Annotated in this window: 25 protein-coding genes; 5 read left to right on the top strand and 20 right to left on the bottom strand. The window is 63.1% G+C overall.

Translation table 11 applies throughout. The features are described from left to right. Window positions 1-22: 22 nt before the first annotated feature. From MMAR10_RS05155 to MMAR10_RS05140, 4 genes are all read right to left on the bottom strand, one after another. Window positions 23-1,912, bottom strand: coding sequence for an ABCB family ABC transporter ATP-binding protein/permease (locus tag MMAR10_RS05155; protein ID WP_049755662.1), 1,890 nt, complete (start codon window positions 1,910-1,912; stop codon window positions 23-25). A gap of 158 nt (window positions 1,913-2,070) precedes the next feature. Beyond that, a complete protein-coding gene (locus MMAR10_RS05150) occupies window positions 2,071-2,595 on the bottom strand; it encodes a hypothetical protein (RefSeq protein WP_011642933.1) in 525 nt (174 codons plus the stop codon). Between the two features lie 52 nt (window positions 2,596-2,647). Continuing rightward, window positions 2,648-3,139, bottom strand: coding sequence for a CC0125/CC1285 family lipoprotein (locus tag MMAR10_RS05145; protein WP_011642932.1), 492 nt, complete (start codon window positions 3,137-3,139; stop codon window positions 2,648-2,650). Window position 3,140: 1 nt separating this feature from the next. Then, window positions 3,141-4,160: a LysM peptidoglycan-binding domain-containing protein gene (locus MMAR10_RS05140; protein ID WP_011642931.1), complete on the bottom strand. Its 1,020-nt coding sequence runs from the start codon at window positions 4,158-4,160 to the stop codon at window positions 3,141-3,143. A 120-nt stretch (window positions 4,161-4,280) separates the two neighbouring features. Here MMAR10_RS05140 and MMAR10_RS05135 point away from each other — a divergent pair, with 120 nt between their 5' ends. After that, on the top strand, window positions 4,281-4,880 hold the full coding sequence (locus tag MMAR10_RS05135; protein WP_041636813.1) for a TIGR00730 family Rossman fold protein: 600 nt from the start codon (window positions 4,281-4,283) through the stop codon (window positions 4,878-4,880). Here the strand turns inward: MMAR10_RS05135 and MMAR10_RS05130 are convergent, their stop codons facing one another. The 9 genes from MMAR10_RS05130 to MMAR10_RS05090 all read right to left on the bottom strand — a co-directional run bounded on the left by MMAR10_RS05130 (window position 4,881) and on the right by MMAR10_RS05090 (window position 13,102). After that, window positions 4,881-5,084 carry a helix-turn-helix transcriptional regulator gene (locus MMAR10_RS05130; RefSeq protein ID WP_011642929.1) on the bottom strand — a complete coding sequence of 68 codons (204 nt, stop codon included), beginning with the start codon at window positions 5,082-5,084 and terminating at the stop codon, window positions 4,881-4,883. Continuing rightward, the gene (locus MMAR10_RS05125) at window positions 5,081-5,470 is read right to left on the bottom strand and encodes a hypothetical protein (RefSeq protein ID WP_011642928.1); all 390 of its coding nucleotides are present in this window, start codon (window positions 5,468-5,470) and stop codon (window positions 5,081-5,083) included. Before MMAR10_RS05125 ends, MMAR10_RS05130 begins: the two co-directional genes overlap by 4 nt. A gap of 2 nt (window positions 5,471-5,472) precedes the next feature. Beyond that, window positions 5,473-6,387 (bottom strand): alpha/beta fold hydrolase, encoded by a 915-nt coding sequence (locus MMAR10_RS05120; RefSeq protein WP_041636812.1) that lies wholly within the window; start codon window positions 6,385-6,387, stop codon window positions 5,473-5,475. A 317-nt stretch (window positions 6,388-6,704) separates the two neighbouring features. Next, window positions 6,705-8,042: a glutamate--tRNA ligase gene (gene gltX / locus MMAR10_RS05115; RefSeq protein WP_011642926.1), complete on the bottom strand. Its 1,338-nt coding sequence runs from the start codon at window positions 8,040-8,042 to the stop codon at window positions 6,705-6,707. 612 nt (window positions 8,043-8,654) lie between these two features. Then, on the bottom strand, window positions 8,655-9,092 hold the full coding sequence (locus tag MMAR10_RS05110; RefSeq protein ID WP_011642925.1) for a hypothetical protein: 438 nt from the start codon (window positions 9,090-9,092) through the stop codon (window positions 8,655-8,657). A 28-nt stretch (window positions 9,093-9,120) separates the two neighbouring features. Then, window positions 9,121-9,615, bottom strand: coding sequence for a hypothetical protein (locus MMAR10_RS05105; protein WP_011642924.1), 495 nt, complete (start codon window positions 9,613-9,615; stop codon window positions 9,121-9,123). Then, complete coding sequence (locus tag MMAR10_RS05100; RefSeq protein ID WP_150099714.1) at window positions 9,612-10,208, bottom strand: hypothetical protein; 597 nt, start codon at window positions 10,206-10,208, stop codon at window positions 9,612-9,614. The genes MMAR10_RS05105 and MMAR10_RS05100 overlap by 4 nt, the downstream gene beginning before the upstream one ends. 265 nt (window positions 10,209-10,473) lie before the next feature. Next, entirely contained in the window at window positions 10,474-12,132 is a 1,659-nt protein-coding gene (locus MMAR10_RS05095; protein WP_011642922.1) for an NAD+ synthase, read from the bottom strand. Between the two features lie 40 nt (window positions 12,133-12,172). Then, window positions 12,173-13,102 carry a Gfo/Idh/MocA family protein gene (locus tag MMAR10_RS05090; RefSeq protein WP_011642921.1) on the bottom strand — a complete coding sequence of 310 codons (930 nt, stop codon included), beginning with the start codon at window positions 13,100-13,102 and terminating at the stop codon, window positions 12,173-12,175. Window positions 13,103-13,291: 189 nt separating this feature from the next. Here MMAR10_RS05090 and MMAR10_RS05085 point away from each other — a divergent pair, with 189 nt between their 5' ends. Genes MMAR10_RS05085 through MMAR10_RS05075 form a run of 3 tightly spaced genes read left to right on the top strand, consistent with a single transcriptional unit; the run spans window position 13,292 to window position 15,895 of the window. Then, complete coding sequence (locus tag MMAR10_RS05085; RefSeq protein WP_011642920.1) at window positions 13,292-14,128, top strand: DUF3667 domain-containing protein; 837 nt, start codon at window positions 13,292-13,294, stop codon at window positions 14,126-14,128. 22 nt (window positions 14,129-14,150) lie between these two features. Continuing rightward, entirely contained in the window at window positions 14,151-15,146 is a 996-nt protein-coding gene (locus MMAR10_RS05080) for an NADP-dependent oxidoreductase (RefSeq protein WP_011642919.1), read from the top strand. Next, window positions 15,146-15,895: a DUF3667 domain-containing protein gene (locus MMAR10_RS05075; RefSeq protein ID WP_011642918.1), complete on the top strand. Its 750-nt coding sequence runs from the start codon at window positions 15,146-15,148 to the stop codon at window positions 15,893-15,895. The genes MMAR10_RS05080 and MMAR10_RS05075 overlap by 1 nt, the downstream gene beginning before the upstream one ends. Here MMAR10_RS05075 and MMAR10_RS05070 read toward each other — a convergent pair. Further along, complete coding sequence (locus MMAR10_RS05070; RefSeq protein WP_011642917.1) at window positions 15,888-17,210, bottom strand: GAF domain-containing sensor histidine kinase; 1,323 nt, start codon at window positions 17,208-17,210, stop codon at window positions 15,888-15,890. The genes MMAR10_RS05075 and MMAR10_RS05070 overlap by 8 nt on opposite strands. Before the next feature lie 25 nt (window positions 17,211-17,235). Beyond that, window positions 17,236-17,604: a response regulator gene (locus MMAR10_RS05065; RefSeq protein ID WP_011642916.1), complete on the bottom strand. Its 369-nt coding sequence runs from the start codon at window positions 17,602-17,604 to the stop codon at window positions 17,236-17,238. Between the two features lie 462 nt (window positions 17,605-18,066). Here MMAR10_RS05065 and MMAR10_RS05055 point away from each other — a divergent pair, with 462 nt between their 5' ends. Continuing rightward, entirely contained in the window at window positions 18,067-18,333 is a 267-nt protein-coding gene (locus MMAR10_RS05055) for an HU family DNA-binding protein (RefSeq protein ID WP_011642915.1), read from the top strand. Between the two features lie 86 nt (window positions 18,334-18,419). Here MMAR10_RS05055 and MMAR10_RS05050 read toward each other — a convergent pair whose 3' ends face one another. The 5 genes from MMAR10_RS05050 to glmU are packed head-to-tail and all read right to left on the bottom strand — an operon-like array spanning window position 18,420 to window position 24,732. Then, window positions 18,420-19,790: a class II 3-deoxy-7-phosphoheptulonate synthase gene (locus MMAR10_RS05050; protein ID WP_011642914.1), complete on the bottom strand. Its 1,371-nt coding sequence runs from the start codon at window positions 19,788-19,790 to the stop codon at window positions 18,420-18,422. 1 nt (window position 19,791) lies between these two features. Next, a complete protein-coding gene (gene gor, locus MMAR10_RS05045; RefSeq protein ID WP_011642913.1) occupies window positions 19,792-21,180 on the bottom strand; it encodes a glutathione-disulfide reductase in 1,389 nt (462 codons plus the stop codon). 29 nt (window positions 21,181-21,209) lie between these two features. Continuing rightward, window positions 21,210-21,911, bottom strand: coding sequence for a ribose-5-phosphate isomerase RpiA (gene rpiA / locus MMAR10_RS05040; protein ID WP_011642912.1), 702 nt, complete (start codon window positions 21,909-21,911; stop codon window positions 21,210-21,212). Beyond that, window positions 21,908-23,377: an NAD-dependent succinate-semialdehyde dehydrogenase gene (locus MMAR10_RS05035; RefSeq protein WP_011642911.1), complete on the bottom strand. Its 1,470-nt coding sequence runs from the start codon at window positions 23,375-23,377 to the stop codon at window positions 21,908-21,910. The genes rpiA and MMAR10_RS05035 overlap by 4 nt, the downstream gene beginning before the upstream one ends. Then, window positions 23,374-24,732, bottom strand: coding sequence for a bifunctional UDP-N-acetylglucosamine diphosphorylase/glucosamine-1-phosphate N-acetyltransferase GlmU (gene glmU / locus MMAR10_RS05030; RefSeq protein ID WP_011642910.1), 1,359 nt, complete (start codon window positions 24,730-24,732; stop codon window positions 23,374-23,376). Before glmU ends, MMAR10_RS05035 begins: the two co-directional genes overlap by 4 nt. Window positions 24,733-24,788 lie beyond the last annotated feature (56 nt).

The raw sequence follows: 24,788 nt of genomic DNA, 5'->3' as shown, positions 1-24,788 counted from the left end.
GCCTGTTCGGGCGAAGTCGGTCCTATTCAGCGATTTCCGCGACCAGGGTCGTCGCCGCCGACACCGCTTCGCTCTGGCGACGCCACATGTCGGCATAGAGACCGCCGCGGGCGAGCAGTTCGTCATGGCTGCCGGTTTCGGCGACCCGCCCGGCATCGAGCACGAAGATCCGGTCAGCGCCAGCAATGGTCGACAAGCGGTGGGCGACGGCGATGGTGGTGCGCCCCTCGGCCGCTTCGCTCAGCGCCGCCTGGACCTCGCTCTCGGTCTGGCTGTCGAGCGCCGAGGTGGCCTCGTCGAGAATCAGGACGGCGGGGTCTTTCAGGATCGCACGGGCCAGGCCGACGCGCTGTTTCTCGCCACCGGACAGTTTCAGGCCGCGCTCACCGACCCGGGTTTCCAGCCCCTCCGGCAGCCCGGCGACAAAATCGCTGAGATGGGCCCGTTTGAGCACGTCGGCGATCTCGGCCTCGCTGGCTTCCGGCTTGCCATAGATCACATTGGCGCGCAGCGTATCGTTGAAGAGGACCACATCCTGGGGCACCAGACCCAGCGCATCGCGCAGGCTGGTCTGGGCAATCGAACGCAGGTCCTGGCCGTCAATCGAGACCGATCCCTGCTCGGGATCATAAAAGCGGAACAGCAGGCGCAAAACGGTCGACTTGCCCGCTCCGGACGGTCCGCAAATGCCAACGAAACTGCCGGCCGGGATCTCCATCGACACACCGCCCAGCGAGCGCGACCGGCCATCATGGGTAAAGCCGACATTCTCGAAGCGAACAGCTCCGCCTTGAAGCAGCAGCGGTCGGGCATCAGGCGCGTCGGCGACATCGGGTTTCAGCGCCAGCGTCTCATAGACCCGCTCCATGTCGACGGCGCCCTGCTTGATCTCGCGATAGGCCCAGCCGAGGATGTTGAGCGGCTGATAGATATTCATCAGCACCAGCGTGACCGCCGCCACATCGCCAGCGCCCAGCACGCCATTGAATGCCTTCCAGCCGGCCGTCAGGGCCATCGCCAGCAGTCCGGCATTCATGATCAGCGCCTGCAGGCCGTTGAGCAGGGCCAGCGAGGACTGCGACTTCGCCGCCGCCCCGGCATAGCGCTTCATCGCGCCGTTATAGGCATCGCTCTCGCGTTCCTCGGCGGCAAAGGCCTTCACGGTCTCGAAATTGATCAGCCCGTCCACGGCGCGGGCGGAGGCCTCGTTGTCGGCATCATTCATCTGCCGGCGAATGCCGACGCGCCATTCGGTCATCGACCAGGTCAGCGCCATGTAGACGATGATGGTGACCACCGCGATGACCGCGAATTCCCAACCATAATTGGCGCTCAGTACGATCGCCGCGAGGGTCAGCTCGAACAGGGTCGGCGCGATGTTGAAGATCAGGAAGCGCATCAGGAAATCAACGGCCCGGGCGCCGCGTTCGATGATCCGCTGAAGCGCGCCGGTTCGCTTGGTCTGGTGGTAGCCGATCGACAGGCCCTGCACATGGGCGAAGGCGCGCACGGCGGTCAGCCGCTGGGCGTCCTGGCTGACCGGCGCGAACATGGCGTCGCGCAATTGCGGCGCTCCGACCGAGAGGAAGCGGGCGACGGCGTAGGCGATGAAGGCCAGGGTGAATGTGGTCAGCAGGCCCGGCCACAAGGTGCTGGTCTGACCCGCCTGCGAGGCCGGGGCATTGCCCGTCGCGTCAACAATCAGGTTGATGCCGTCACCGAACAGGATCGGCGCCGCCACCGAGAACAGCTTGGCAATGATGGTGAGAACCAGCGCCAGCCCCATGCGGAAGCGCCATTTCGCCATCTCCGGCGAGGCCAGCAACGCGAACAAGCGCCACATCGTCTTGCCGAGCGAGCCTTGCGGCGCCTGCTTGGCATCTTCTTCGCTATCGGGCTTGGTCGGTCTCATTGCGGGCAGAGATAGGGCGTTGGAGGGGCAAGCGCCAGAGGAGAGGCTGTGACTGCGGGCAGGCGCCATCGCCAGCCGCCATGCAGGGCGGCCGCCCCCAGACAAGCCGGGGGATGACAGCGAGATGGTGTTATTGCGGTGTCATGAAAAGCACCGCATCAGGACTCCAGTACCGCTTCGAGCCGCTCGATGGTCTCGGCAACCGACTGCGCATCCGGGTCATCCGGTGTCACCGCGATGACATAGGCACCGACCCCACGCCCGCGCTCTGTCAGTCCGCGCGCCGACCGCCTGTCACGGGCATTGCGCTGCGGATTCCGTCCCCATCTGCCGCAGGTGCTCCGACCGCAACCAGCCGTTCGGCGGCGGCGGGGCCGTTCGGTCGCGCTTTCATAGGACCAGTGCAAGGCTCCACGGCGCTCCACGACAACGAAGTGTGTCTCGCCCTCGTCCAGCATCAGTCGAGCCGCCTCCAGCTGCATGTGCAGGTCTGCATCCGACAAGGAGACATCCTCGTCGACATAGGTGCGAATGAGCCAACCATGCCACAACGGGTCGACCGTCGAGGTCACTGTGACGGCCTGGATCTTGGCATGGCCGGCATTGGCGGCCGGTTCGGCCAAGCTCGGTGAGGCGCCGACCGTCAGGATCACAGACGTCAGAAGCAGCAACAAAAATCGCATCAAACTCGTCTCCCGATAGTCGGCCTTATCCGACTTTCTGGCCGCCAGAAGATCAATCGTCGGCGTCGATATAGAGAGGCGCCAGACGGTTATAGGTTTCGGAGACTCGGTGTGACGCCGCTACGGGCTCACTGACAAACTCGATCAGCGTCTCGGCGCGCAGTTCCAGGGGCGGCTGCCCCTCACCCCGCGGCCTGTCACAAACCAAAATATTGTTGACCGTCTCCGAGCAGTTCAAATATCTGATAGAACGTTGATTTTCAAAGACAGGATCGGAAATCAGGAAATACCCATAGCCTTCTTCCTGTCCGATTTCAGCGGCCTTCAAGAGGAAGTAATCGTCCAGCTCGGCCTTGGTTGCTACGCCCCGGAATCGCAGACGCCAGGTCGCGTCGTCCAATTGACGGTCAGAGAGTCCCGAGCTTCCCAGAAACGAGTTGCGGTAAGGCGTCGAGCTATCATCCTGCTTGGCGAAGGCCGGTTCGACCGGGAATGTGAACAGAGCCAGCGACACGCCGACAATTCTGCACAGGTCGCGGAACATCTTACCCGCCCTGCCCGTCTTCACCCGGTGCTTCCAAGACCTGGCCAGGATAGATCAGGTTGGGGTCGCGGATCTGGTCGCGATTGGCTTCGTAGATGACGGTGTACTGGACGCCCTCGCCATAGAGGCGACGGGCCAGGCGCCAAAGCGAATTGCCCGGCTGCACGACGACTGAATTGGGACCCATGTTGAGGTCTTCCGCAGCGACGCGCTCGAACGGCAGGACGATCACGGCGCTGACCTGACCGTCCGCATCGACCTGGTCGATCTGGAGATCATAGACCCCCGGCGCCAGCAATGCGCCGGCCTGCAGGTTCCAGCGGCCATTGCGACCGACCGTGGCCTCACCGACCAGGGCACCATTGGCGAAGATGCGCACCGTGGTGCCGGCATCGGCGCGGCCCGAGAAGATGACGGCGCCGGTCTCGTCATAATCGACAGTCTCGAGCACCAGCGGGCCCATCTCGGAATTGGAGCAGGACGGGCATTGCCAGACACGGCTGGCCTCACCCGGACGCCCGACCACGACCAGCGGCGTCGGTCCGCGCTGTTCGGGAATGGATACGACGACGACCTGGTCGGACCGCAGCTCGCGGCCGTCCTGCGCAGTCATCAGCAGGGACAGCTCGACAGCGCCCGATGGCAGCGGGTCCTGCAGGATGATCGCCCACTCACCGCGCTCGTCGATCAGCATGTGATCGGTACGGCCATTGATGCCATCAAATTCGAGCACATCGTCATTGGCCAGAAGACGGATCGCAGCGCCCGGTTCGCCGCGTCCGGCGACCACCGCTGTACCAGCTGGCGCAACACGGACGATGTCAAATACCGGCGCGGCCAACATGGCAGCACTGGGATCGGGTTCGGTGACCGTGCCAGCCGGGGACACGGGATTGCCGGCGGCCGGCACGCCTGTGCTGTCGTCGGCTGGGCCCGGACGATACATGATGAAAGCCAGCGCGGCGGCAATCGCCAGCGCGGCCAGGGCTGCAGCGATGATAAAAGACCGCGTCGCGGTCATGGCCTGTCTCCTGTCATCCATCAGCCAGAGTAGGAATATGCACTCCGACGCTCAAGAACTGGATGCAATCCTCGCGCCGCCGACCTTCGGCAATTAGCATCCCGGTCCGATAAAGCAAATATGAGTGATGTCACGATGGCGAAACTAAGGTCGATTGGTGTCTTCTGCGGATCACGTATGGGTGAGCGCAAATCCTACGCTGACGCTGCAGCTCAGGTCGGACGCGCCATCGCGCAATCGGGATGCCGCCTGGTCTATGGCGGCGGTGATGTCGGACTGATGGGCATCTCTGCCTCGACCGCGGCCGCCGAGGGTGGCGCGGTGCATGGCATCATTCCCGGCTTCCTGATCGCCCGTGAGGGCCATCTTGACGGCGTCGAGATCAAGATTGTCGAGACGATGAGCGAGCGAAAGAGCCTGCTCATCGCCGAGAGTGACGCCTATATCATCCTGCCCGGCGGTACCGGGACGCTGGAGGAAGTGTTCGACGTCATCTCGCGCCAGCAGCTGGGCCTGCAGGACAAGCCGATCGTTTTCCTCAACACGGACGGTTTCTGGGCCCCCTTCATCGACCTGATTGCCCACACGGTGCGCGAAGGGTTCACGCCTCAGTCACTGGCCGATCATGTCGATCTCATCGACAGTCCCGAGGTCGCCATCGCCCGAATCATCGCCCAGCTCGACGAGAAATTGGCATCCGGGACGGGCATGACGGACTGATCAGTCCGCCTCCCCGTTTGGATCAAACACGGCCTCGATCGCGAGCTCGAAAGCTCCGGCGAGGGCAAAGGCCAGGGTGAGAGACGGGTCATGCTTGCCCGTCTCCACCGCATTGATCGCCTGGCGCGACACACCAACCCGCTCGCCCAGCTCAGCCTGGCTCCAGCGCCGCTCGGCGCGCAGGACGCGGAGGCGGTTCTTCATCGGTACACCACATATTTCTGGAAGCAGCCGACAAAGCCCCACAGACCGATCAAGGACGGGAATATCCAGATCGTCGGGATGGGCGGCAGTCCCAATGCCCCCTCGAGGAAGCCGTAGGCAAAGCTTCCAAAGCCGAGCAGGAGCGCCGAGATGATCATCGCCTCGGCCAGTAGGCGCTGCTTGAATTCATCCAACGAGCGGTAAAAGACGATCACCGCCCACAGGGCAAACAGGCCGGGGATGACCGGCAGCAGGGCGACCGTGCCGCGCACAACGGGTCCGGCCTCACTGCCGTTCAGCCAGGTCACCGAGCCGATCAGGACCAGCATGTAGGCCAGCATCGAGCCGCCGAAGCGAAACATGTAGAGGCGTGCGTTCTTCGCCATGATCAATTCTCCCCTTCAGGGCGCGCGATGACAGTGCCCAGAGCCGAGCGGAACAGGTCCGGCTGGTCGAGCATGATGAAATGACGCGAGGCATCAACCCGCACCAGTTCGACATCTGCCAGACCGGCATATTGGCTGGCATAGACCGAGTCGAGCTGGTCTGCGCTCATCGGCGAGCCTTCACTCCAGGCGAACATCACCGTCACCGGTACCGTCACCTGCGGCAGGACCGGGCTGTAGTCCGACCCCATCACCTCGCCCATGGCGGCACTGACCACCGCCTGGTCGGCCATTTCCATCCAGCCCATGACCCGGGCCTGACCCTCGGTCGTGATCGACTGCACCGGCAGACCCTGACGCGACATGGCCAGGAATTGCTCACGCGGAGCCGCCGCCATCTGGGCCGCCATGCCCGTCGCATAGGCGGACGCCTGGTCCGCCGTGATCGCCGGATTGAACAGGCGGGCGAAGAAGGGGGCGCTGTCGACCACGACAACCGCGCCAACATGATCAGGCGCCTGCTCGGCCAGCTGCAAGGCGATCTGTGCGCCCATGGAGTGCCCGACCAGCACGGCATCCTCAAGGCCTTCAGCCGCCAGCCAGGCGGCCAGGTCGGCCACTGCGCTGCCAACCACACCGGCCTCGCCGCGCGAGGCGGTCGGGACGTCGCCAAACCCGGCCAGCGTCACGACATGGGCATCGACGTTGTCACCCAGGGCCGCCACCGTGTCGTCCCAGACCTCACCCGGCGTTGCCAGGCCCGGGACCAGAATGACATCCCGACCGGCCGGTGACCCAAACCGCTCAATCTGCACCGATCCGGACATGACCCGGTCCGGTCCCTGCCCGTCGGCCTGCCCGGCGGTTGCACCGACCACAATCGCGACAGCGATGGCAATCCATCCGCCGATACTCATCTTCCCGCTACCACAAGGCTTCATTGTTTGCTCCATCAGCTCTACATGACTTAGTGTCATGCAAACCTGACATTCGGGAGCAAGGGTGTCAAGACTACCTGACAAATTGATATCCAAACATGTCCTTTTGTCAGGAGCGCATGCGTCGACACACTATCATTCCGGTTGTCATCCCTGATGAACGCCTGGCGAAGGCCGGGCGAAAGTCAGGGACCTAACTGATTGCAGGCACATAGGTCCCTGTCCTGCGTCCGGCTTTCGCCGGACATCCGACAGGGATGACAAGACGCGTGAGAGCGCTGACCGAGCCGGATGGGCTAGGCCGCCTCGCCCGCCAGGCGCTTGAGCACCTTGTCGCGTCCGATCAGCGGCAGCAGGACCGCCATCTCGGGACCGCGGGCCTCACCGGTCAGCATCAGGCGCAGCGGCATGAAGAGCTGCTTGCCCTTGCGGCCGGTCGCCTCCTTGAGGGCATTGGTCCAGACCGACCAGCTGTCACCATCCAGCTCACCGGCGGGCAGGTGCTGCGCGGCGGCAGCAGCATAGTCCGGCTCCTCGATCACCGGCGTCACCGGACCATCAATCAGCACAGCCCATGCCTTGGCGTCTGCGAGGGTTTCCAGATTCGGACGCACCGCCTCCCAAACGGCCTCACCCTTGTCGGCTCCCAGCACTGCCAGCTTCGGCTGGGCCACGTCATACGGCATGGCGTGCAGCAGTTTGGCGTTCACCCGCTTCAGTTCTTCATCGTCAAAGCGGGCCGGCGAGCGTGACAGCTTGCCCAGGTCAAAGCCTTCCAGAATACCCTCGACATCGGCAAACGCCTCGACAGGGTCCGAAGTGCCGATGCGGGCCAGCAGCGACATGATCGCCATCGGCTCCAGACCATCGACATCACGCAGATCGGCAATGCCCAGCGAGCCCGTCCGCTTGGACAGCTTGCCGCCATCAGCGCCGACCAGCAGCGCCTGGTGACCAAAGATCGGGGCCTTGCCGCCAAGCGCCTCGAAAATCTCGATCTGGGCGCCGGAATTGGTGGTGTGGTCCTCGCCGCGAATGATGTGGGTGATCTCCGATTCGATATCATCCAGCACGCTGGGCAGGGTGTAGAGGAAGGAGCCGTCCTCGCGGATCAGGATCGGGTCGGACAGCGACGACGTCTCGATCGAGACATGCCCGCGCACCATGTCATCCCACTGAACCGGATTGCCCGACAGTTTGAAACGCCAGTGCGGCTTGCGGCCCTCAGCCTCGAAGCCTGCCTTCTCGGCGTCGGTCAGGTCCAGGGCGGCGCGGTCATAGACCGGCGGCCGGCCATTGGCCATTTGCAGGCGGCGTTTGCGGTCGAGATCCTCGCCGGTCTCATAACAGGGATAGAGCAGTCCCTTGGCCTTCAAGGTCTCGGCGGCGGCCTCATAGCGGTCAAACCGGTCCGACTGTTTGAAGGTCTCGTCCCAAGAAATGCCCAGCCAGGTCAGGTCGGCGCGGATGCCGTCCTCATAGGCCTTCGTCGAGCGCTCGACATCGGTATCGTCAATGCGCAGCACAAAAGTGCCGCCGGCCTTGCGCGCGAACAGATAGTTGAAGATCGCGGTGCGGACATTGCCGACATGAAGCTTGCCGGTCGGGCTGGGCGCAAAACGGACTTTGGTCATCGACGTGGAGCCTCACTGAGATAGAGGCGCAGGGCTTAGCGCTGTCAGGGCAAAGGGGCAAGCGGGGGGTGCGGATGGGGCTTGGATGATGACCTCAATAGGGTGGCCGCGGCTTGTCTGCTGCAGACCAATATACGCCGCCCGCTGTCCATCCAGAGATGCACAATACGACCGCAAACCACAGAAATCCGGGATCAACTTCGCCAGAACTCACGAGTACCGCGGCAAAGGCTATATACCCCGGCGCGCCTCCCAACAGTATGTCGGCTGCGGGACGAGGCACCCGAAGGACCCGGATGGCAAAAACCAGCGGAGGCACAGCCCAAAACGTGAAGCCCGCGATCAGCAAGCCAAAAGTAAATAGCGGAAGGACTGCGATCGCCAATCCGCCTAGTCCAGTGAGGTGTGGCGGCAATCCGTTCCGCACGAACGAAGGCAGAACCAGTAGTAAATACCAGATCGCCCCGGCGACCTCACAGGCTAAAAACCAAGCAAGCGTTGCGCGGGACGATATGCGTGTGTCCGGTAGGAATGGATTGATCATTGCTGGTCGCCGTCCTGTCTTCGGCAAACCAGTGGCCAAAAGTTTCCACTAATTCGTCAAGCGAGGTCTCAAGGCCGAACCGACAACCACCAATACACGCCACCACCGACCAGTCCGGTCGCCGCGAAGAACGCCGTCATCGGCACGCCTTCCATGCCGTAGGACAGCGGCATGCCGAAGATCTGGATGGCGGCGCCGCCGGTCAGGGCGCCCATCAGCAGGTGAACGGGCAGGCCGTACCAGCCGCGCCAGCGTCGGACCCAGGTCAGGATCACCGTCGGGAGCGCGGTCAGGACCGCGATATAACCGCCGATGAAGAGGCTGCCCGGAATCAGGGCTTGCAGGAATTCGGCCTCGGCCTCGACGCCGCCTTCCGCCTCGATGACGGCCAGCAAGGCGAAGCCGATGACGACTGTCAGGCCCGACGCGACAGCGGCGGCGAGCCAGGCCAGGATATTGCGCATCGAGCCGGCAAGGCTCAGTGGCGGGCGTGTCGGTGTGGTCATGATGATCCCCTTCCCGGTCTCACTCTTATCAATCAAAGACATGATCCTGAACGATTTTTTGCGGCAGCGGGTTGTGCGGGCGCGGGCGCCCGGCGATCTGCCAGTAGACCCAGCCGCTGATGGCTCCAGAGAGAGCGAAACCTGCCACAGTCAGCCAGCCGCTCCAGCTGCCATCCCTGGCTAGCGCCATCCCGCTTATCCCCACAATCAACGCAGCACCGAGACCGCCGCCACCGATCATGTCGGCGAAGGGGCGGGGCCAGCGGATGGCGCGGATCACACCGGTCAGGATCAAGGCAGGTATGGCTGTGAAAAAGGCCACGACCAATCCGACAAGAAAGCCCAGGAACGGCGCGATCAGTATTGCACTCAATCCTGCCGCCACCGCGTTTTCGACGACAATACCCTGGTACAGGCCAAACTCGAGCGAAACCGCCACGCCCGCGACATAACAGGCAACCATCCAGGCCCCGATTGCCTGCAAGGGGTCAGCACCAAACGCTGTCTTCCGGATCGTTGTCATGCCTGTGCCCTCCCGAGCTCAATCTCTCCATCCCCTCTGCACGGACCGGGCCTCCCGGCGGCCAGCCAGTAGGCCAGACCGCCAACGCCGCCGCTGAAGGCCGCGAACAATGTCATTGCGATGCCGCGCGGACCGTCCAGAACCGGCCAGCCGAAGAGCTGGGCCAGTACCGCCCCCATCAAGGCCGCGGTGAGGAAATCCGATGCGCCACGCCGCCAATGTGCGGCGCGTTCGGCAAGGACAAGGAGCGGCATGGGAATGGCGGTCAGGAAGGCCACCAAGGCGGCATAGGCCAAGGCCCCAGGCAGAGCGCCGGCCAGCACGGCAAGAAAGCCCAGAGGTTCGCTCTGTCCGCCGGCGAGATCGGCGACACCGATCGCCCAATACCCCGTCAGCGCCGTGGCCGCGCAACCGGTGAGCCAGGCCACCACCGGGCTGCATGTCCGGGGACGCGTCACCGGCCCCGTCATGGCATTGAAGACACCCGCGTCTCGCGTGTCGCGGCCCGATATGCGATCAAGTGCACCATCCCGCCGCGCCATCCGGGCCGCGTTACGGGCCAACGTTCGCGGGAGCCTGTCATATGCCTTCATGTCCATCTCCATTCGTTGATTTCTGTTTTGACAGAAATAACTGACTGAACGAATGTGGCGGGGTGACGCAGGGGTTGGGGCTGGGCACAGGCGCTGTCAAAACCAACAACCTACAAGCCTCGTCATCCCTGATGGACGCCCGGCGAAGGCCGGGCGAAAGTCAGGGACCTAGCTGATGGCAGACATATAGATCCCCGCCCTGCATCCCGCCTTCGCGGGACATCCGGCGGGGATGACAAGCAAACCCGGGCGACTGGGCCGAAGCCTAGTTACGGAAGCGGTTGGTGATCGGATAACGCCGATCGCGGCCGAAATTCTTGGGGCCGATCTTGACGCCGGGCGGGGCCTGGCGGCGTTTGTATTCGGCGCGGTAAAGCAGGTTTTCGATCCGTTTGACCTCGGCCTCGTCATGGCCGTCAGCGACCAGTTCGCGGACCGAGCGTTCTTCCTCGATCAGTCCGTAGAGGATGGCGTCGAGCACGTCATAGGGCGGCAGGCTGTCCTCATCCTTCTGGTCCTCGGCCAGCTCGGCCGAAGGCGGCTTGGTGATGATGCGTTCGGGGATGACCTGGCCGACCGGGCCGAGACCGACCTGGTGATTGGCCGAATTGCGCCACCAGGCCAGCTCGAAGACTTCCGTCTTGTAGATGTCCTTGAGGGCGTTATAGCCGCCATTCATGTCGCCATAGAGGGTGGCATAGCCGACCGCCATCTCCGACTTGTTGCCCGTGGACAGCACCATCGGGCCGAACTTGTTGGACAGCGCCATCAGCACCACGCCGCGGGCGCGCGACTGGAGATTTTCCTCGGTCGTGTCCGGCTTGGTGCCCTTGAAGGGCGTCGACAGGATGGCGTTGAAGGAGGCGATGGTCGGCTCGACATCGATGATGTCATAGCGAATGCCCAGCGCCTCGGCGCAGGCCTTGGCGTCCTCGAAACTCTCCTGGCTGGTATATTTCGACGGCATCATCACCGCCCAGACCTTGTCGGCCCCCAGCGCGTCAACGGCGATGGCGGCCGAGATGGCACTGTCGATCCCGCCGGACATGCCCAGCACGACGCCGGGAAAGCCATTCTTGCCGATATAATCGCCCAGCGCGCGGGTCATCGCCTTCCAGTCGGCTTCCAGACCGGATTTGACCGACACGATCTGACCGCCGGCGCCGAACCAGCCCTTGTCGGTGCGGACCCATTCGACGGCATCGATGGCTTCTTCGAAGGCCGGCAGGCGCTGGACCTCGCGACCTTCGCTGTCGCGGGAGAAGGAGGCGCCATCGAAAACCAGCTCGTCCTGACCGCCAACCTGATTGACGAAAATCATCGCCTTGGGTGAGGCCCAACTGTCAAACCAGCCGGAGAAAGCCTGTTTGCGCTCACGCTCGATCGTGCGGCGCCAGGGCGAGCCGTTGAGCGTGATGATCATCTCGGCGCCCTTGTCGATCAGCGCCCGCGGAACATCGCCCAGCCACAAATCCTCGCAGATCGGCAGACCCAACTTGATGCCGCGCCATTTGACGATATCCGGCAACGGACCGGCCTCGAATACGCGCTTCTCGTCGAAGACCGCATAATTGGGCAGCTCGCGCTTGAAGCGCAGGGCGACCAGACGGCCCTCGTCGAGCAGGGCGACCGCATTGTAGAGGCAGGAGTTCTGCTTCCAGGGCAGACCGATCAGGATCGCCGGCCCGTCGCGGGTGATCGCCGCCAGCGCGTCCAGCGCCGACCGGCAGGCTTCGACCGCGGACGGTTTCAGCACCAGGTCTTCCGGCGGATAGCCCAGCAGGAACATTTCCGGAAAGACGACCATGTCGCCGCCGCGCGTCTTCGCTTCAGCGTGCGCGGCGCGGGCCTTGGCCAGATTGCCCGCCACATCCCCGACGACCGGGTTGAGCTGGGCGGTGACGAGGATGATGCGATCTGTCATGGCCGCGATTTAGACCGCGCCGCTGGTCCCTGCAAGTGGGTCAGGAGCCATAGGTCCGTGCCCCGTCGATCGCCCGGGCCGCGTCCAGCGCCCGCAGGCCGGCAATTCCCGGCACGGCGACCGGGGCGCCATCGAGGACCGAGGCAATGAAGGCAGAGACATTGGCCCCGAGGGAATCCCGGGCGGCCGGGTCATCGGCGAAGTCGGGATTGAGATCGTAGGGGGTGGAGTTTTCAAACGTCTTGGCGACGAAATCGATGTCCAGCACACCGGTTTCATATTCGACGCGCATCTTGCGATCGCGCTCGTGATGGACCCGGCTGGCGGTCAGGTCGGCCTCGCAGCCATTGTCGAACACCAACTTCGCCCGGGCGACATCCGGGTGACCGAAACGGCCCTTGTCGACCTCGCCCGTGACCGATTTGACCGCACTTCCCGACAGGGCAATCACCAGGTCCAGATCGTGGATCATCAGGTCGAGCGTCACCGAGACATCAAGGCAGCGCTCGGACGGCGGCCCCATGCGGCTGGCTGTGATCTTCTTCGGCGTGGCGCCGACGGCGAACAGGCCCATGGCGTTGAACACGAAACGTTCCTGGTGACCGACCTGGAGCACACAGCCATGCCTGGAGGCCAGCGCTATCAGCTCGCGGGCCTCTTCGACCGAGGATGCGATCGGCTTTTCGACCAGGACATGCTTGCCCAGGGCGAGCGCCGTGGCCGCCGCTTCGAAGTGATGCACCGCCGGACTGGCAACCGTGATCGCATCCACGCCGGACAGGAAATCCGCGAAATTGTCGAACCCCTTGGCACCATGCTTTTCGGCCAGCGCGCGGGCCCGCTCCAGATCCGGTTCATAGACACCGACAAGCTCAACCCGGTCATTGGCTGCATATTTCGAGGCATGGAAGCCGCCGAACACGCCGGCGCCGACGACGCCGGTCCGCAGGATGCGAGAATTGGATGTCATGAACAAAAACCTCGTTTGATGGCGCCGTGAATAGCGCTGCGGCTGTCACGATCAAGCATGCCATGCATCACCACTTGTTTCGGGCGATTGCAGGGCAGGCGCTGCGATCGCCGCAAGCCTGGCCCCACAATCGCGGCTTGCACCGCAACCGGCCCGGCTTAGGATGCCGCCGAGACAGGGGGAATGTGCGTGACGGAAACTCAAGGCAATCAGGAAGGCCCCGGCAATCAGGAAGGCTCTGGCAAACGCGAAGGCGATACCCCGCTGGATTCCCTTTCCATTGCGGTCTTCGATGTTGATGCGCGCATTTTCCGCACCATGCGCGACTATTTCCTCAAGCCGGTGACCGTCGCCACCGCCGGGATCGAGCGCGACTATACGCGCTATCTGTCACCGATCCGCGTCTTCATCGCGCTCTTCTCCTTCCAGTTTGTCGCGGCGGCCCTGTTTGGCACTCCGGTGACCGCGACGATCGAGTCGATGACAGCCACGGACCCCGACATTGATGTCGCGGCCTGGCTGGCAACGACGCGCATGGACTTTGACACGCCGCTCACCCTGGAAAGGGTCGAGTCCGAGTTGAGGGCCGTCCAGTCGCTCACCTTGTGGCCACTCACCGTCCTGTCCTCCCTGCCCTACCTGATCGCGCTCAAGCTTTTCCGGCCCTCGTTTCCGATCTGGGGGCATGTGCAAATCTATCTTACCGTCACCAATGTCAGCTTCATTGTGATGATCGCCCTGATCCCCCTGCATACGATGGGCGGGGCCGGCATGGCGATCGGCATGGGGATCGCGCTGACTGTGTTCTACGTATATGCCGGCATCCTGCTGGCCCGACTTTACGGCAAATCGGTAACAGCCCTGATTTTGCGCCTCGCCGGACTTGTCGCCCTTTTACCCATCACCATGCTGATCACGATGATCGGAACCTACATCACGATCGACTGGGTGCTTGGAAACTCATTTGGCCTGGACCTCCTGGCCCTGATGTCGCCAGAGGCGCTTGCCGAAATATCCTCACCATAAAAATCAAAACGGGAGTTGGTTGATGAAATCGCGTGAAATCCATTTGAACGCCTATTTGAAGGGCGCACCGGATCCGAAATACTATGACGTCGTGGAAACGGACGTTCCCGCGCCCGGCGCCGGGGAAGTCCTGGTCCGCAATCTCTACATCTCTGTTGACCCCTACATGCGCGGGCGCATGAGTGGCGTGCACACCTATATCGCGCCATTCGGGATCGGCCAGGTGATGGATGGCGGTGCAGTCGGCGAAGTGATCGAAAGCAATTTCGACGGGCTGAAGCCGGGTGACCATGTCAGCTCGATGCATGGCTGGCGCGAAGCCTATACGGCGCCGGGTGCCGGACTGACCAAGATCGACACCTCGATCCTGCCACCGCAGGCCTTCCTCGGCATTGCCGGCATGCCGGGCCTGACCGCCTATGTGGGCCTCAAGCGCATGATCGACCTGCAGCCCGGCGAGACCCTGTGGATGTCGGCCGGTGCCGGTGCTGTCGGCTCATCGGGCATCCAGTTCGCCAAGGCGATGGGCGCAACCGTGATCGCCACGGCCGGTGGTGCGGAGAAGTGCGCCTTCGTGAAGTCTCTCGGCGCCGACCATGTGGTCGACTACAAGGCGACCGACGATCTGACCGCCGCCATTACAGCGGTCGCGCCGGACGGCGTTGACGGCTATTTCGAGAATGTCGGCGGCACGCATTTTACAGCAGCCCTCAACACGTTGCGCCGCAAGGGCCGCATCGCCGCCTGTGGCATGATCCAGCGTTATAACGACACCAGCGCCGCCACCCTGCCTGACAATCTGACCATGATGATCGGCAAGTCCCTGACCATTCGCGGTTTCATCGTCTCCGACCATGCCGACATGTTCACCGATTTCGTGAGCGATCTCGGCAACTGGATGGCCGCGGGCAAGATCAAGCCCGCCGAAACGGTGATGGACGGTATCGAGAATGCCCCGGCTGCCTTCTCCGGCCTGTTCACCGGCCAGAATACAGGAAAGATGCTGGTCAAGATCTGATGACGAGCCAGGGCCAGGGAGACGGGGGCGTTGACGACAAGGTCGGCAAGACCCGCGTCCTCGAGGACGTGCTCGACGAGGTACTGAGCTTCAATTACCGAAGCCTACGCACCTTGCGGGACATCTTCCTGCGCCCCGGCACCGTCGCCCTGGCTTTCCTCGACGGCGACAGGAAGCGCTACACACCGCCCATGCGCGTCTGGTTCGGCGTGCTGACCTGGATGTTCCTGTTGTCAATGGTCTGGGGCGGATGGGGTGAAATCATCTGGCGGATTTCCGGAGACGGCGCGGCGTTCGGAGACGCTGTTCGCGAAGGGCGTCGCGACATGGACGCGGTCCGCGCAGCAATTTCCACCATGGCCGCCCTGCTCTATGTCCCGATTGAAGCCTTGCTGGTCCTGCCCGGCGTGATCGCGCTGAAATCCATGCGCAAGGGCATCAACTTCCTGCGGTCCACCCAATGCTATTTCATTCCGGTCACGGCAGGCGCCGTCTCCAGCACGCTGGTCCTGATCGCCTCCAGCATTTGGCCCGACATCCTGAAATGGGCCTTTCCCATCAATACCGGAATATTCGTGCTGATTGCCGCGCAGGTCGTCCATGCCGGCTTTTCGTCGGGTATTGCGGGATTGATCGGCAAGACTGTCCTGCTGACCGCTGTCGTCACGGCACTGTCGATGCTGGCCCGGATGCTGACCCTTGTAATCAGCATTTTCTGGGCGCTGGCCCAGGTACCGCCTGTCAGTTGACCGACCCGTCCTGACTGGCCGCGTCGGGCAGCTGCAGCCAGAAGCAGGCGCCGCCGCTATCCGCCGCCCGATACCCCAATTCACCGCCCATCAGCTCGGCCAGCTCGCGTGAGACGGCGAGGCCGAGCCCGGTGCCGCCATGGGACCGTGTCGAGCTGCCATCAACCTGGCTGAAACGCTCGAACACCGTCGTCTCGCTGCCGGGCGGCACGCCCGGGCCGTCATCCTCGACGCAAATTCGGACCGTGCCGGCCGTGCCGGGCTCGACCCTGACCCGTGGCGCATGCCCGGCAAACTTGAACGCGTTCTCGACGAGACTGGCCAGAACCTGCACGGTCTTACGGTAATCAGCTGTGACCTCCATCAGGCCGCGATCAAGCGCCTGCACAACAATATCGTCACGAAAATTCGCCGGACCACCCACGCTGATCGCTTCGGCGGCGGCCTGCCCGATATCGAACCGGCTCACGTCCACTGCGAGGGTTCCATCCTGGAGGGCCGCGGCATCCAGAATGGCATTGATGGTGTGCAACAAGGAGCGGCCGGACCGGTCAATCGTGTCCAGCCATTCTGTGGTTTCTGCCGGCCCGACACCAAGACGGAGAATTGTGACCCCGCCTAGAATGCCATTCAGCGGTGTCCGCAATTCATGCGATGTATTGGCCAGGAACTCGGTCTTCGAGCGGTTCGCGGCCTCTGCGGCAGTCCTGGCCTGTTCCGCCTGCAGGACAGCCTCACGCAATTGTTCATTGGACTCGCGCAAGCGGTCGGCATTGCGCTGCCGCTCGGACAACTCCATCGCCAGACCGATATACTCCGCGACAGCGCCGGCAAAAGCGACATCTTCCTCGTGCCAGGGGCGTTGTTCGCCGGTCTTCTCACAGCAAACCACGCCGCGCAGTCCGCTGAGGTCACGGATCTGGGCATCGAGCATCGAGTGGATGTCGAGCACATCCAGATAACCGACCGCGAACTCGCAGGTTCGCGGGTCTGCTCGCGCATCATCCGCCGCGATCACGCGCGCGGTCTTGAAGGCATCGAAATAAGAAGGAAAATCGAGTGCATTCAGGATGCCCTCGCTCGACAAGCGGTCATCCGGCGCCTCGTGCAGGCATTCGCAGTGCAGGGCGGTGTCATCATTCCGGAGCAACCAGATACTGGCCCGCTCGACCTGCAACATGGCGGTCAGCGACTGGACGGCAACGCGCATGAAGGCGGTCACGTCATCGCCGGTCTGCCGCCCGACCTGCATCAGCCGATCGAGTTCCGCATTATAGCGACGCAGGCGTCGCTCTGTCGTTCCAGACTGTTTCATGGCTTCTGGGCCAACGCCCGCCCTGCTAGTGCTGATTGAGAAAGGGTTCGCAAATCTTGCTGATTTGCTCCGGATCGTACGGGCGTTCGATCACGCCGGCGAGCGGAAACGGCGATAATTGCTCCAGCAATCCCTGGCTCATCGCAGCGGTGACAACCAGAATCCGCGGCAGCAAGTCGGCGCGTGTACGGCTGATATCCTCGACGACCTCGATGCCACCGACAATCGGCATCATGACATCAAGCACCACCAGATCATAATCGACATCGACGATCCGCGTCGCTGCACCGACACCGCTCGTCAACTCGTCAATCTCGCATTGGCCACTCAGCGACCAGCGGAAAATTTCACGATTAACGGCATCATCATCGACTATGAGAATTCGGTTGCGCACCCGGTCGCTGCTCCCTGCCCGTTGGACGCAACCTTTCGCATCTTGATGCAAAACGCAATCAACTCAGGGTTAACGCCGGGTCAGGCGCCCGAGGGTCCAGCCGGCAGCGATCGCCGCGGCAAGTGGGGCCAGCGTCTCTCCCGCACCTGCGAATACCGCAAGCAAATAGACCAGCAAACCTGCTGCAAGTGCGAACGGGAGCATGCGAATCGGGCGATTCGTCGAAGCGGCGTTATGATGCGGTTCACCCTGATACATGCTGTTCAATGTACGCAATTTGGGGGCCGAACTGTGAAAAACCGCGTTTTACCGGGGAAATTGCAGCGATTTGGCCCGGATTCGCCTGTTGCAGCTTGCAATCACGGGCGGTTCTTGGCCTTGATGGACCGTCAACGAACACGCGACTACCGGACGGATACGATGACCGTACTTGCCGGACCGCGAACAACTGGGGGGAACCCTATGAACAAGTCTGATCTTGCCAAAGCCGTCGCCGAAAAAACCGGCCTGTCCCGTGCACAAGCGGGCGAAGCTGTTGATTCCGCCATCGAAGCCATCGTCGGCTCGGTGAAGGGCAATGACAGTGTCCAGATCGCTGGCTTCGGCACCTTCTATGCCAAGCACCGTGAAGCCCGTGAAGTGCGCAACCCGCGCACCGGCGAAACGATGATGTCCAAGGCTCGCACCCAGGCGGCTTTCCGCCCGGCAGCGGCTCTGAAAGACATCTGATCCAGCCTTTCAGGTACCGATCAAGTGAAACGCCGTCCGGAGATCTCCGGACGGCGTTTTTCTTTGTCTGGTATGTGACGCCGAATTCAGGCCGCGTTGGCAGCCGAGTTGTTGTTGCGGACCCGCTTCAGGCTCTCGGCAATGCGGAAGGCCATGTCGAGCGCCTGGTCGGCATTCAGGCGCGGATCGCAATGGGTGTGATAGCGCGCCGCCAGATCAGCCTCGGTGACCGTCTTGGCGCCGCCGACGCACTCGGTCACATCGCGACCGGTCATCTCGAAATGCACACCGCCGGGATAGGCCCCCTCGGCATAGAGTACATCCATGAAGCCCTCGAGTTCGGACAGGATGCGGTCAAAGTCGCGGGTCTTGTAGCCATTTGAGGTTTTGTGGGTGTTGCCGTGCATCGGGTCGGACGACCAGACCACCTTGCGGCCGGCCTTGGTCACGGCGGCGGCGAGCTTGGGCAAGTTCTTGACCACATTATCGGCGCCCATGCGCACGATCAGGACGAGGCGCCCGGCCTCATTGTCCGGGTTCAGCGCGTCGATCAGCGGCAGCAGGTCGTCCGGCTGCATGGTCGGGCCGCATTTGACGCCGACGGGATTGGCGATGCCCCGCGCATACTCGACATGGGCCCCGTCGAGCTGACGGGTCCGCTCGCCGGTCCAGATCATGTGCGCCGAGGTGGCATACCACTGGCCGGTATTGGGGTCGCGGCGGGTCAACGCTTCCTCGAAGGGCAGATGCAGCGCTTCGTGACTGGTGAAGAAGTCGACCGCTTCCAGCGACGGCGCACTGTCGCGACCGATGCCGCAGGCCTTCATGAAGGCCAGGGCTTCGGAGATGCGCGCCGCGGTCTCGGCATAGCGTTCCGCCGCCGGGCTGTCGCTGACGAAGTCCTGGGTCCACTGGTGGACATTGTGCAGGTCGGCATAACCGCCTGACGCAAAGGCGCGCAGCAGGTTCAGTGTCGAGGCTGACTGGTCATAAGCGCGGATCAAGCGCTGCGGATCGGGCTCACGCGCTTCCGGCGTGAATTCGGGTCCATTGACGCTGTCACCGCGATAGCTGGGCAATGACACGCCATCAATGGTCTCCATGTCCGCCGAGCGGGGCTTGGCGAACTGGCCCGCGATCCGGCCGACCTTCACGATCGGCTTGGAGGCGGCAAAGGTCATCACCACCGCCATCTGCAGCAGCACACGGAAGGTGTCGCGCACCCCCTCGGTCGAGAACTCCTTGAAGCTCTCGGCACAATCACCGCCCTGCAACAGGAAGGCCTTGCCCGCCGTCACATCGGCCAGCTGGCGCCGCAGGCGTCGTGCCTCGCCGGCAAAGACCAGAGCCGGACGCGCCGAAAGCTCGGCAATCGCGGCATCCAGCTTGGCGGCATCCTTGTAGTTCGGCATCTGACTGACGGGTTTGGAGCGCCAGGATTGGGGGGACCAGGTCATGTTACTCTGCTGCTTTCAACTCCGGCGGTGTCCACTTTTCCTTCATGGTCACCAGCTCTTCCGCACTGGTCGGATGCACGGCGCATGCCGCGTCATATTGATCCTTGGTCAGGCCCGCCTTAACGGCGATCCCGGCCAGCTGGATCATCTCAGGCGCATCCGGCCCGACAATATGCACGCCCAGCACCCTTTGTGTCTCCCCGTCGACGACGAGTTTCATCAACATCCGGGATGCATCCGACGTGAGCGATGATTTCATAGGCCGGAACGAGGTCTTGTAAACATCAACCTGTGCAATTTTTTTGCGCGCATCTACCTCTGACAGGCCGACAGAGCCAACAGGAGGCTGCGTGAACACCGCTGACGCAATGTCTTCGTGATCATAGGCAGTCGGGGTGTCACCAAACACGGTTGCCGCAAAGGCCGCCCCTTCACGAATGGCCACCGGGGTCAGATTGACCCGGTTGGTGACGTCGCCAACGGCGTAGATATTGTCCGCGGTGGTCTTGGAATAGGCATTGACCTTGATGGCACCGTTGGGGTCGAGCGCCACACCGGCCTTGTCGAGACCCAAGCCGTCAACGTGCGGGCTGCGTCCGATCGCGTACATGACGACATCAGTGTCGATATGGTTGCCATTATCCAGGTGCACGCGCTTGCGCCCGTCCGGCAGGGCTTCGATCTTCTCGAAGACCGTGTGGGTGATCACCCGGACGCCCGAGCGCACCAGTTCTTCATGCACATGGCTGCGCACATCATCGTCAAAACCGCGCAGCACGGTGTCACCGCGATAGACCTGGCAGACCTCAGCGCCCATGCCGGCGAAGATCTGCGCGAACTCGCAGGCGATATAGCCGCCCCCGGCGATCACGACATGCCGGGGCAGGCTTTCCAGGTGAAAGGCCTCATTGGAGGAAATGCCCAGCTCGGCGCCCTCGAGCTCCGGCACGTAAGGAGTCCCGCCGACCGCGATCAGGATCTTGTCGGCGGTAACTGTCCGGCCCGATTTCACCAGACGGATCGTGTGCGCGTCCTCGAACTCGGCCCGCTCCTCGATCACCTCGACACCGGAATTGTTGAGATTGCGGCTGTAGATGCCCGACAGGCGATCGATCTCGGCATCCTTGGCAGCGATCAGCCTTTCCCAGCTGAACGAGGTCTCGCCGACACTCCAGCCATAGCTCTCGGCCAGCTTGAATGTCTTGGCGAACTCGCTCGCATAAACCAGGAGCTTCTTGGGAACGCAGCCGCGGATCACACAGGTCCCGCCGACCCGATACTCCTCGGCCACAGCGACACGCGCCGCGCCATGCTGTTTGGCCATGCGGGCCGCGCGAACGCCGCCGGAACCGGCGCCGATAACGAAGAGGTCGTAGTCGTACTGGGTCATTCAAAATGCCTCATTGCGTGCAGCAGAGCCTAAAGCTCCATCACCCGCGCTTCACCGTCCTCGCCGACGATGACAACACGAGCGAGATTGATGAACAGGCCGTGCTCGACCACACCGGGGATGGCCTTCAGCGCCCTGTCAACAGCACCGGCATCCGGGATCGCCTCGCAGGCGCAATCAAGAATGTAATTTCCGCCATCGGTGACCAATGGCTCCAGCCCGTCGCCCTTGCGGCGCAACTGGACGTCCGGCGATTTGATCCCCGCCCTGCGCAAAGCCTCATAGACCTGGCTGGCAGTCAGTGAAAAGCCGAAGCGGTCGACCTCAACGGGAAGCGGGAACTTGCCCAGGGTCGCAACCAGCTTGCTCTCATCGACCATGACGATCATCAGATCGGACGCATGGGCGATGATCTTCTCGCGCAACAGGCAGGCGCCGCCGCCCTTGATCAGCTGGAACCGGCCGTCGACCTCGTCGGCGCCATCAATGGTGATGGCGATATTGTTGACATGGTCGACATCGATCAGCGGCACGCCATTCTCGGCGGCAATCTGGGCGGTGCGCTGGGAGGTCGGCACACCGCGCACGTCCAGACCGTCCTTGATCTTCTCGCCCAGCAGGCGGAGAAAAATCTCTGCCGTCGAGCCGGAGCCGAGCCCCAGCGTCATGCCGCTTTCGATATAGTCGAGCGCAGCGGCCGCCGCGAGCGTCTTCTGGCGCAGGGCCGTCATTGGTCGACGCCACCGAGCAACACGTATTTGAGTTCCGTAAACTCCTCGACGCCCCACTTGCCGCCCTCGCGGCCAATGCCGCTTTCCTTGACGCCGCCGAACGGGGTCGAGGCCGCGCCGACCATGGGCGCGTTGACGCCGATCATGCCGTATTCAATGCCCTCGGTCAGACGGTGCACCCGGCCGACATCCTGCGTGTAGATATAAGCGGCGAGGCCGAACGGCGTGTCATTGGCCATCTTGATGATGTCGGCCTCTGTTTCCGCACGGTAGATGGACGCCACCGGTCCGAAAATTTCCGAACACGAAACATCCATCGCCGGATCACCGCCATCGATCAGGGTCGGGGCATAGAAGGAGCCGCCCAGCTCCTCTATCAGGGGCTTGCCGCCGGTGACAATGCGGGCGCCGGCATCGCGGGCTTGGCTCACCAGCTGGTCGACACGGGCGACCGCTTTCATGTGGATCAGCGGACCGACCGTGGTCTCAGCGTCAAAACCGTCACCGGCCTTGAGCTTGGAGACGCGTGCTTCGAGCGCCGCGACCAGCTGGTCGGCAATGGCCGGCTGGGCGATGATCCGGTTGGCCGAGACACAGGTCTGGCCGGAGACCCGGAATTTCGAGGCGATGACACCGTCGGCCGCCTTCTCGATATCGGCATCATCCATGACGATGAAGGGCGCATTGCCGCCCAGTTCAAGGGCCACACGTTTCACCGTCGAGGCGGCCTGGCTCATCAAAAGCTTGCCGACCGCCGTCGAGCCGGTGAAACCGACCATGCGGACATCGCTGGAACTGGTCAGCACGCCGCCGATGGACGGCGCATCACCACACACCACATTGAACACGCCATCGGGAATACCGGCGCGTTTGGCCAGCTCCGCCAGGGCCAGGGCCGAGAGCGGGGTTTCCGGTGCCGGCTTGATCACCATGGTGCAGCCAGCCGCCAGGGCCGGCGCGCACTTGCGGGTGATCATCGCGACCGGGAAATTCCACGGGGTGATACAGCCGACCACACCGATCGGCTGACGGATCGTCCAGCCACGCGAGCCCGGGAAAGGCGTCGACAGGGTCTCGCCATGCACGCGCTTGGCTTCCTCGGCCGACCACTCGACGAAAGAGGCGCCATAGGCGACCTCGCCTTGCGCTTCCTTGTTCACCTTGCCCATTTCGAGCGTGATCAGGCTGGCGAGATCCTGCGTGTTCTCCAGGATCAGCTGGTGCCATTTCATCAGCAATGCAGCGCGCTGGAAGGGCGAGACCTTCTTCCAGGTCTCGAAGGCGCGTGTCGCGGCGGCAACGGCCTGGCGGGCCCCCGCCTCACCGACATCACCAATGGTGGCGATGACTTCATTATTGGCCGGGTTGAGCACATCGACACCACCTTCACCGCCGACCCATTGGCCATCGATAAAGCTGTCAGTCCGATAAAGGCTGGGGTCCTTGAGGCGTTCCGTCACACTCATGTCTGGCTGTCCTTCCTGGCCTTGCGGGCTTGCTTTGCGGCATTGAAACGGGCCGCCCAGCCCGGCTTGTGGGTTTGCGGGGTGCGAGCGAGCGCAAGCGCATCAGCGGGCACATCCTGGGTAACAATCGTGCCGGTCGCCGTGAAAGCGCCATCGCCGACCGTAACCGGAGCGACCAGGCACGTATTCGATCCGATGAAGGCATTGTCGCCGATCACGGTGCGGTGCTTGTCGTATCCGTCGTAATTGCAGGTGATGGTCCCGGCCCCGATATTGGCGTTCGCGCCAACCGACGCATCGCCGATATAGGTAAGGTGCGAGACTTTTGCGCCCTCTGCGAGCTGCGATTTCTTGATCTCGACGAAATTGCCGACCTTCGAGCCTTCTCCCAGCTCCGCGCCAGGGCGCAAGCGCGCGAACGGTCCGGCATGGGCGCCGCGTTTGAGATGCGCGCCCGCAATATGCGAATGGGCGTGGACGACCACGTCCTCCTCGATCACCACACCGGGGCCAAACACCACATTGGGCTCGATCACCACGTCACGGGCGATCTGCGTGTCATGGGCGAAGAAGACCGTCTCCGGGGCAATCAGGGTCACACCGTCCGCCATCATCGACTGGCGCATGCGCGACTGGAAGGCCGCCTCGGCCTCGGCCAGGTCGGCGCGGGAATTGACGCCCAACACCTCATCGGCATCGGCCACCACCACGGCGGCGCGCAGATCGCGGGCCCGGGCCAGGCCAACGACATCGGTCAGATAATACTCACCATTGGCATTGTCATTGCCGACTTCGCCGAGCAGGTCGAACAGAAGCTCTGCCGGTGCGGCCAGCACACCGGAATTGACCAGGCCGACCGCGCGTTCGGCCTCACTGGCATCCTTGAACTCGACAATCCGGTCCAGGTCTCCGGCCTCATTGGTGATCAGGCGGCCATAGGCGGCAGGATCATCCGGTTCAAAACCCAGCACGGCGACCGATGCACCGCCTTCCAGCGCCTCGAAGACCCGGGCAACGGTTGCGGCAGTGATCAGCGGTGTGTCGGCATAGAGGACAATCGCATCGCCGGACAGGTCAGCCAGCGCCGCGCGGGCGGCGAGCACGGCGTGGCCGGTCCCCTTGGGCGGGTCTTGCAGCGCGGTGCGTGTTCCCAGCGCCTCGGCCGCATCGCGGACGGCAGGCGAATGGGCCCCCCAGACCGTGACAATGTCGGACGCACCGCAATCACCGGCCAGGGCGACCGCCCAATCCAGCATGGGTCGGCCTGCAACCTTGTGCAGGACCTTGACCGTTTTCGACTTCATCCGCGTTCCTTGGCCGGCAGCGAGGATGATAGCGGAGCGGGATCGGGACATTGCGGCTTCCTTGGCTGGTGGAATCGGCGACTTCGACCTGTCAGGCGCTATAGCCT

The sequence above is a fragment of the Maricaulis maris MCS10 genome, assembly GCF_000014745.1.
In the GTDB taxonomy this organism is placed as follows: Bacteria; Pseudomonadota; Alphaproteobacteria; order Caulobacterales; family Maricaulaceae; genus Maricaulis; species Maricaulis maris_A.
This window is presented reverse-complemented; position numbering and strand designations above follow the sequence as displayed.

Excerpts from the sequence above, each read along its gene's own strand:
- MMAR10_RS05100 (WP_150099714.1), bottom strand. The coding sequence starts at position 10,208 with ATGAAGGCATATGACAGGCTCCCGCGAACGTTGGCCCGTAACGCGGCC.
- glmU (WP_011642910.1), bottom strand. The coding sequence starts at position 24,732 with ATGTCCCGATCCCGCTCCGCTATCATCCTCGCTGCCGGCCAAGGAACG.
- MMAR10_RS05145 (WP_011642932.1), bottom strand. The coding sequence starts at position 3,139 with ATGTTCCGCGACCTGTGCAGAATTGTCGGCGTGTCGCTGGCTCTGTTC.
- MMAR10_RS05105 (WP_011642924.1), bottom strand. The coding sequence starts at position 9,615 with ATGACAACGATCCGGAAGACAGCGTTTGGTGCTGACCCCTTGCAGGCA.
- MMAR10_RS05095 (WP_011642922.1), bottom strand. The coding sequence starts at position 12,132 with ATGACAGATCGCATCATCCTCGTCACCGCCCAGCTCAACCCGGTCGTC.
- MMAR10_RS05090 (WP_011642921.1), bottom strand. The coding sequence starts at position 13,102 with ATGACATCCAATTCTCGCATCCTGCGGACCGGCGTCGTCGGCGCCGGC.
- MMAR10_RS05055 (WP_011642915.1), top strand. The coding sequence starts at position 18,067 with ATGAACAAGTCTGATCTTGCCAAAGCCGTCGCCGAAAAAACCGGCCTG.
- MMAR10_RS05130 (WP_011642929.1), bottom strand. The coding sequence starts at position 5,084 with ATGAAGAACCGCCTCCGCGTCCTGCGCGCCGAGCGGCGCTGGAGCCAG.
- MMAR10_RS05070 (WP_011642917.1), bottom strand. The coding sequence starts at position 17,210 with ATGAAACAGTCTGGAACGACAGAGCGACGCCTGCGTCGCTATAATGCG.
- MMAR10_RS05125 (WP_011642928.1), bottom strand. The coding sequence starts at position 5,470 with ATGGCGAAGAACGCACGCCTCTACATGTTTCGCTTCGGCGGCTCGATG.
- MMAR10_RS05110 (WP_011642925.1), bottom strand. The coding sequence starts at position 9,092 with ATGACCACACCGACACGCCCGCCACTGAGCCTTGCCGGCTCGATGCGC.
- rpiA (WP_011642912.1), bottom strand. The coding sequence starts at position 21,911 with ATGACGGCCCTGCGCCAGAAGACGCTCGCGGCGGCCGCTGCGCTCGAC.
- gor (WP_011642913.1), bottom strand. The coding sequence starts at position 21,180 with ATGACCCAGTACGACTACGACCTCTTCGTTATCGGCGCCGGTTCCGGC.
- MMAR10_RS05155 (WP_049755662.1), bottom strand. The coding sequence starts at position 1,912 with ATGAGACCGACCAAGCCCGATAGCGAAGAAGATGCCAAGCAGGCGCCG.
- MMAR10_RS05120 (WP_041636812.1), bottom strand. The coding sequence starts at position 6,387 with ATGAGTATCGGCGGATGGATTGCCATCGCTGTCGCGATTGTGGTCGGT.
- MMAR10_RS05035 (WP_011642911.1), bottom strand. The coding sequence starts at position 23,377 with ATGAGTGTGACGGAACGCCTCAAGGACCCCAGCCTTTATCGGACTGAC.
- MMAR10_RS05135 (WP_041636813.1), top strand. The coding sequence starts at position 4,281 with ATGAGTGATGTCACGATGGCGAAACTAAGGTCGATTGGTGTCTTCTGC.
- MMAR10_RS05140 (WP_011642931.1), bottom strand. The coding sequence starts at position 4,160 with ATGACCGCGACGCGGTCTTTTATCATCGCTGCAGCCCTGGCCGCGCTG.
- gltX (WP_011642926.1), bottom strand. The coding sequence starts at position 8,042 with ATGACCAAAGTCCGTTTTGCGCCCAGCCCGACCGGCAAGCTTCATGTC.
- MMAR10_RS05150 (WP_011642933.1), bottom strand. The coding sequence starts at position 2,595 with ATGCGATTTTTGTTGCTGCTTCTGACGTCTGTGATCCTGACGGTCGGC.
- MMAR10_RS05050 (WP_011642914.1), bottom strand. The coding sequence starts at position 19,790 with ATGACCTGGTCCCCCCAATCCTGGCGCTCCAAACCCGTCAGTCAGATG.
- MMAR10_RS05080 (WP_011642919.1), top strand. The coding sequence starts at position 14,151 with ATGAAATCGCGTGAAATCCATTTGAACGCCTATTTGAAGGGCGCACCG.
- MMAR10_RS05075 (WP_011642918.1), top strand. The coding sequence starts at position 15,146 with ATGACGAGCCAGGGCCAGGGAGACGGGGGCGTTGACGACAAGGTCGGC.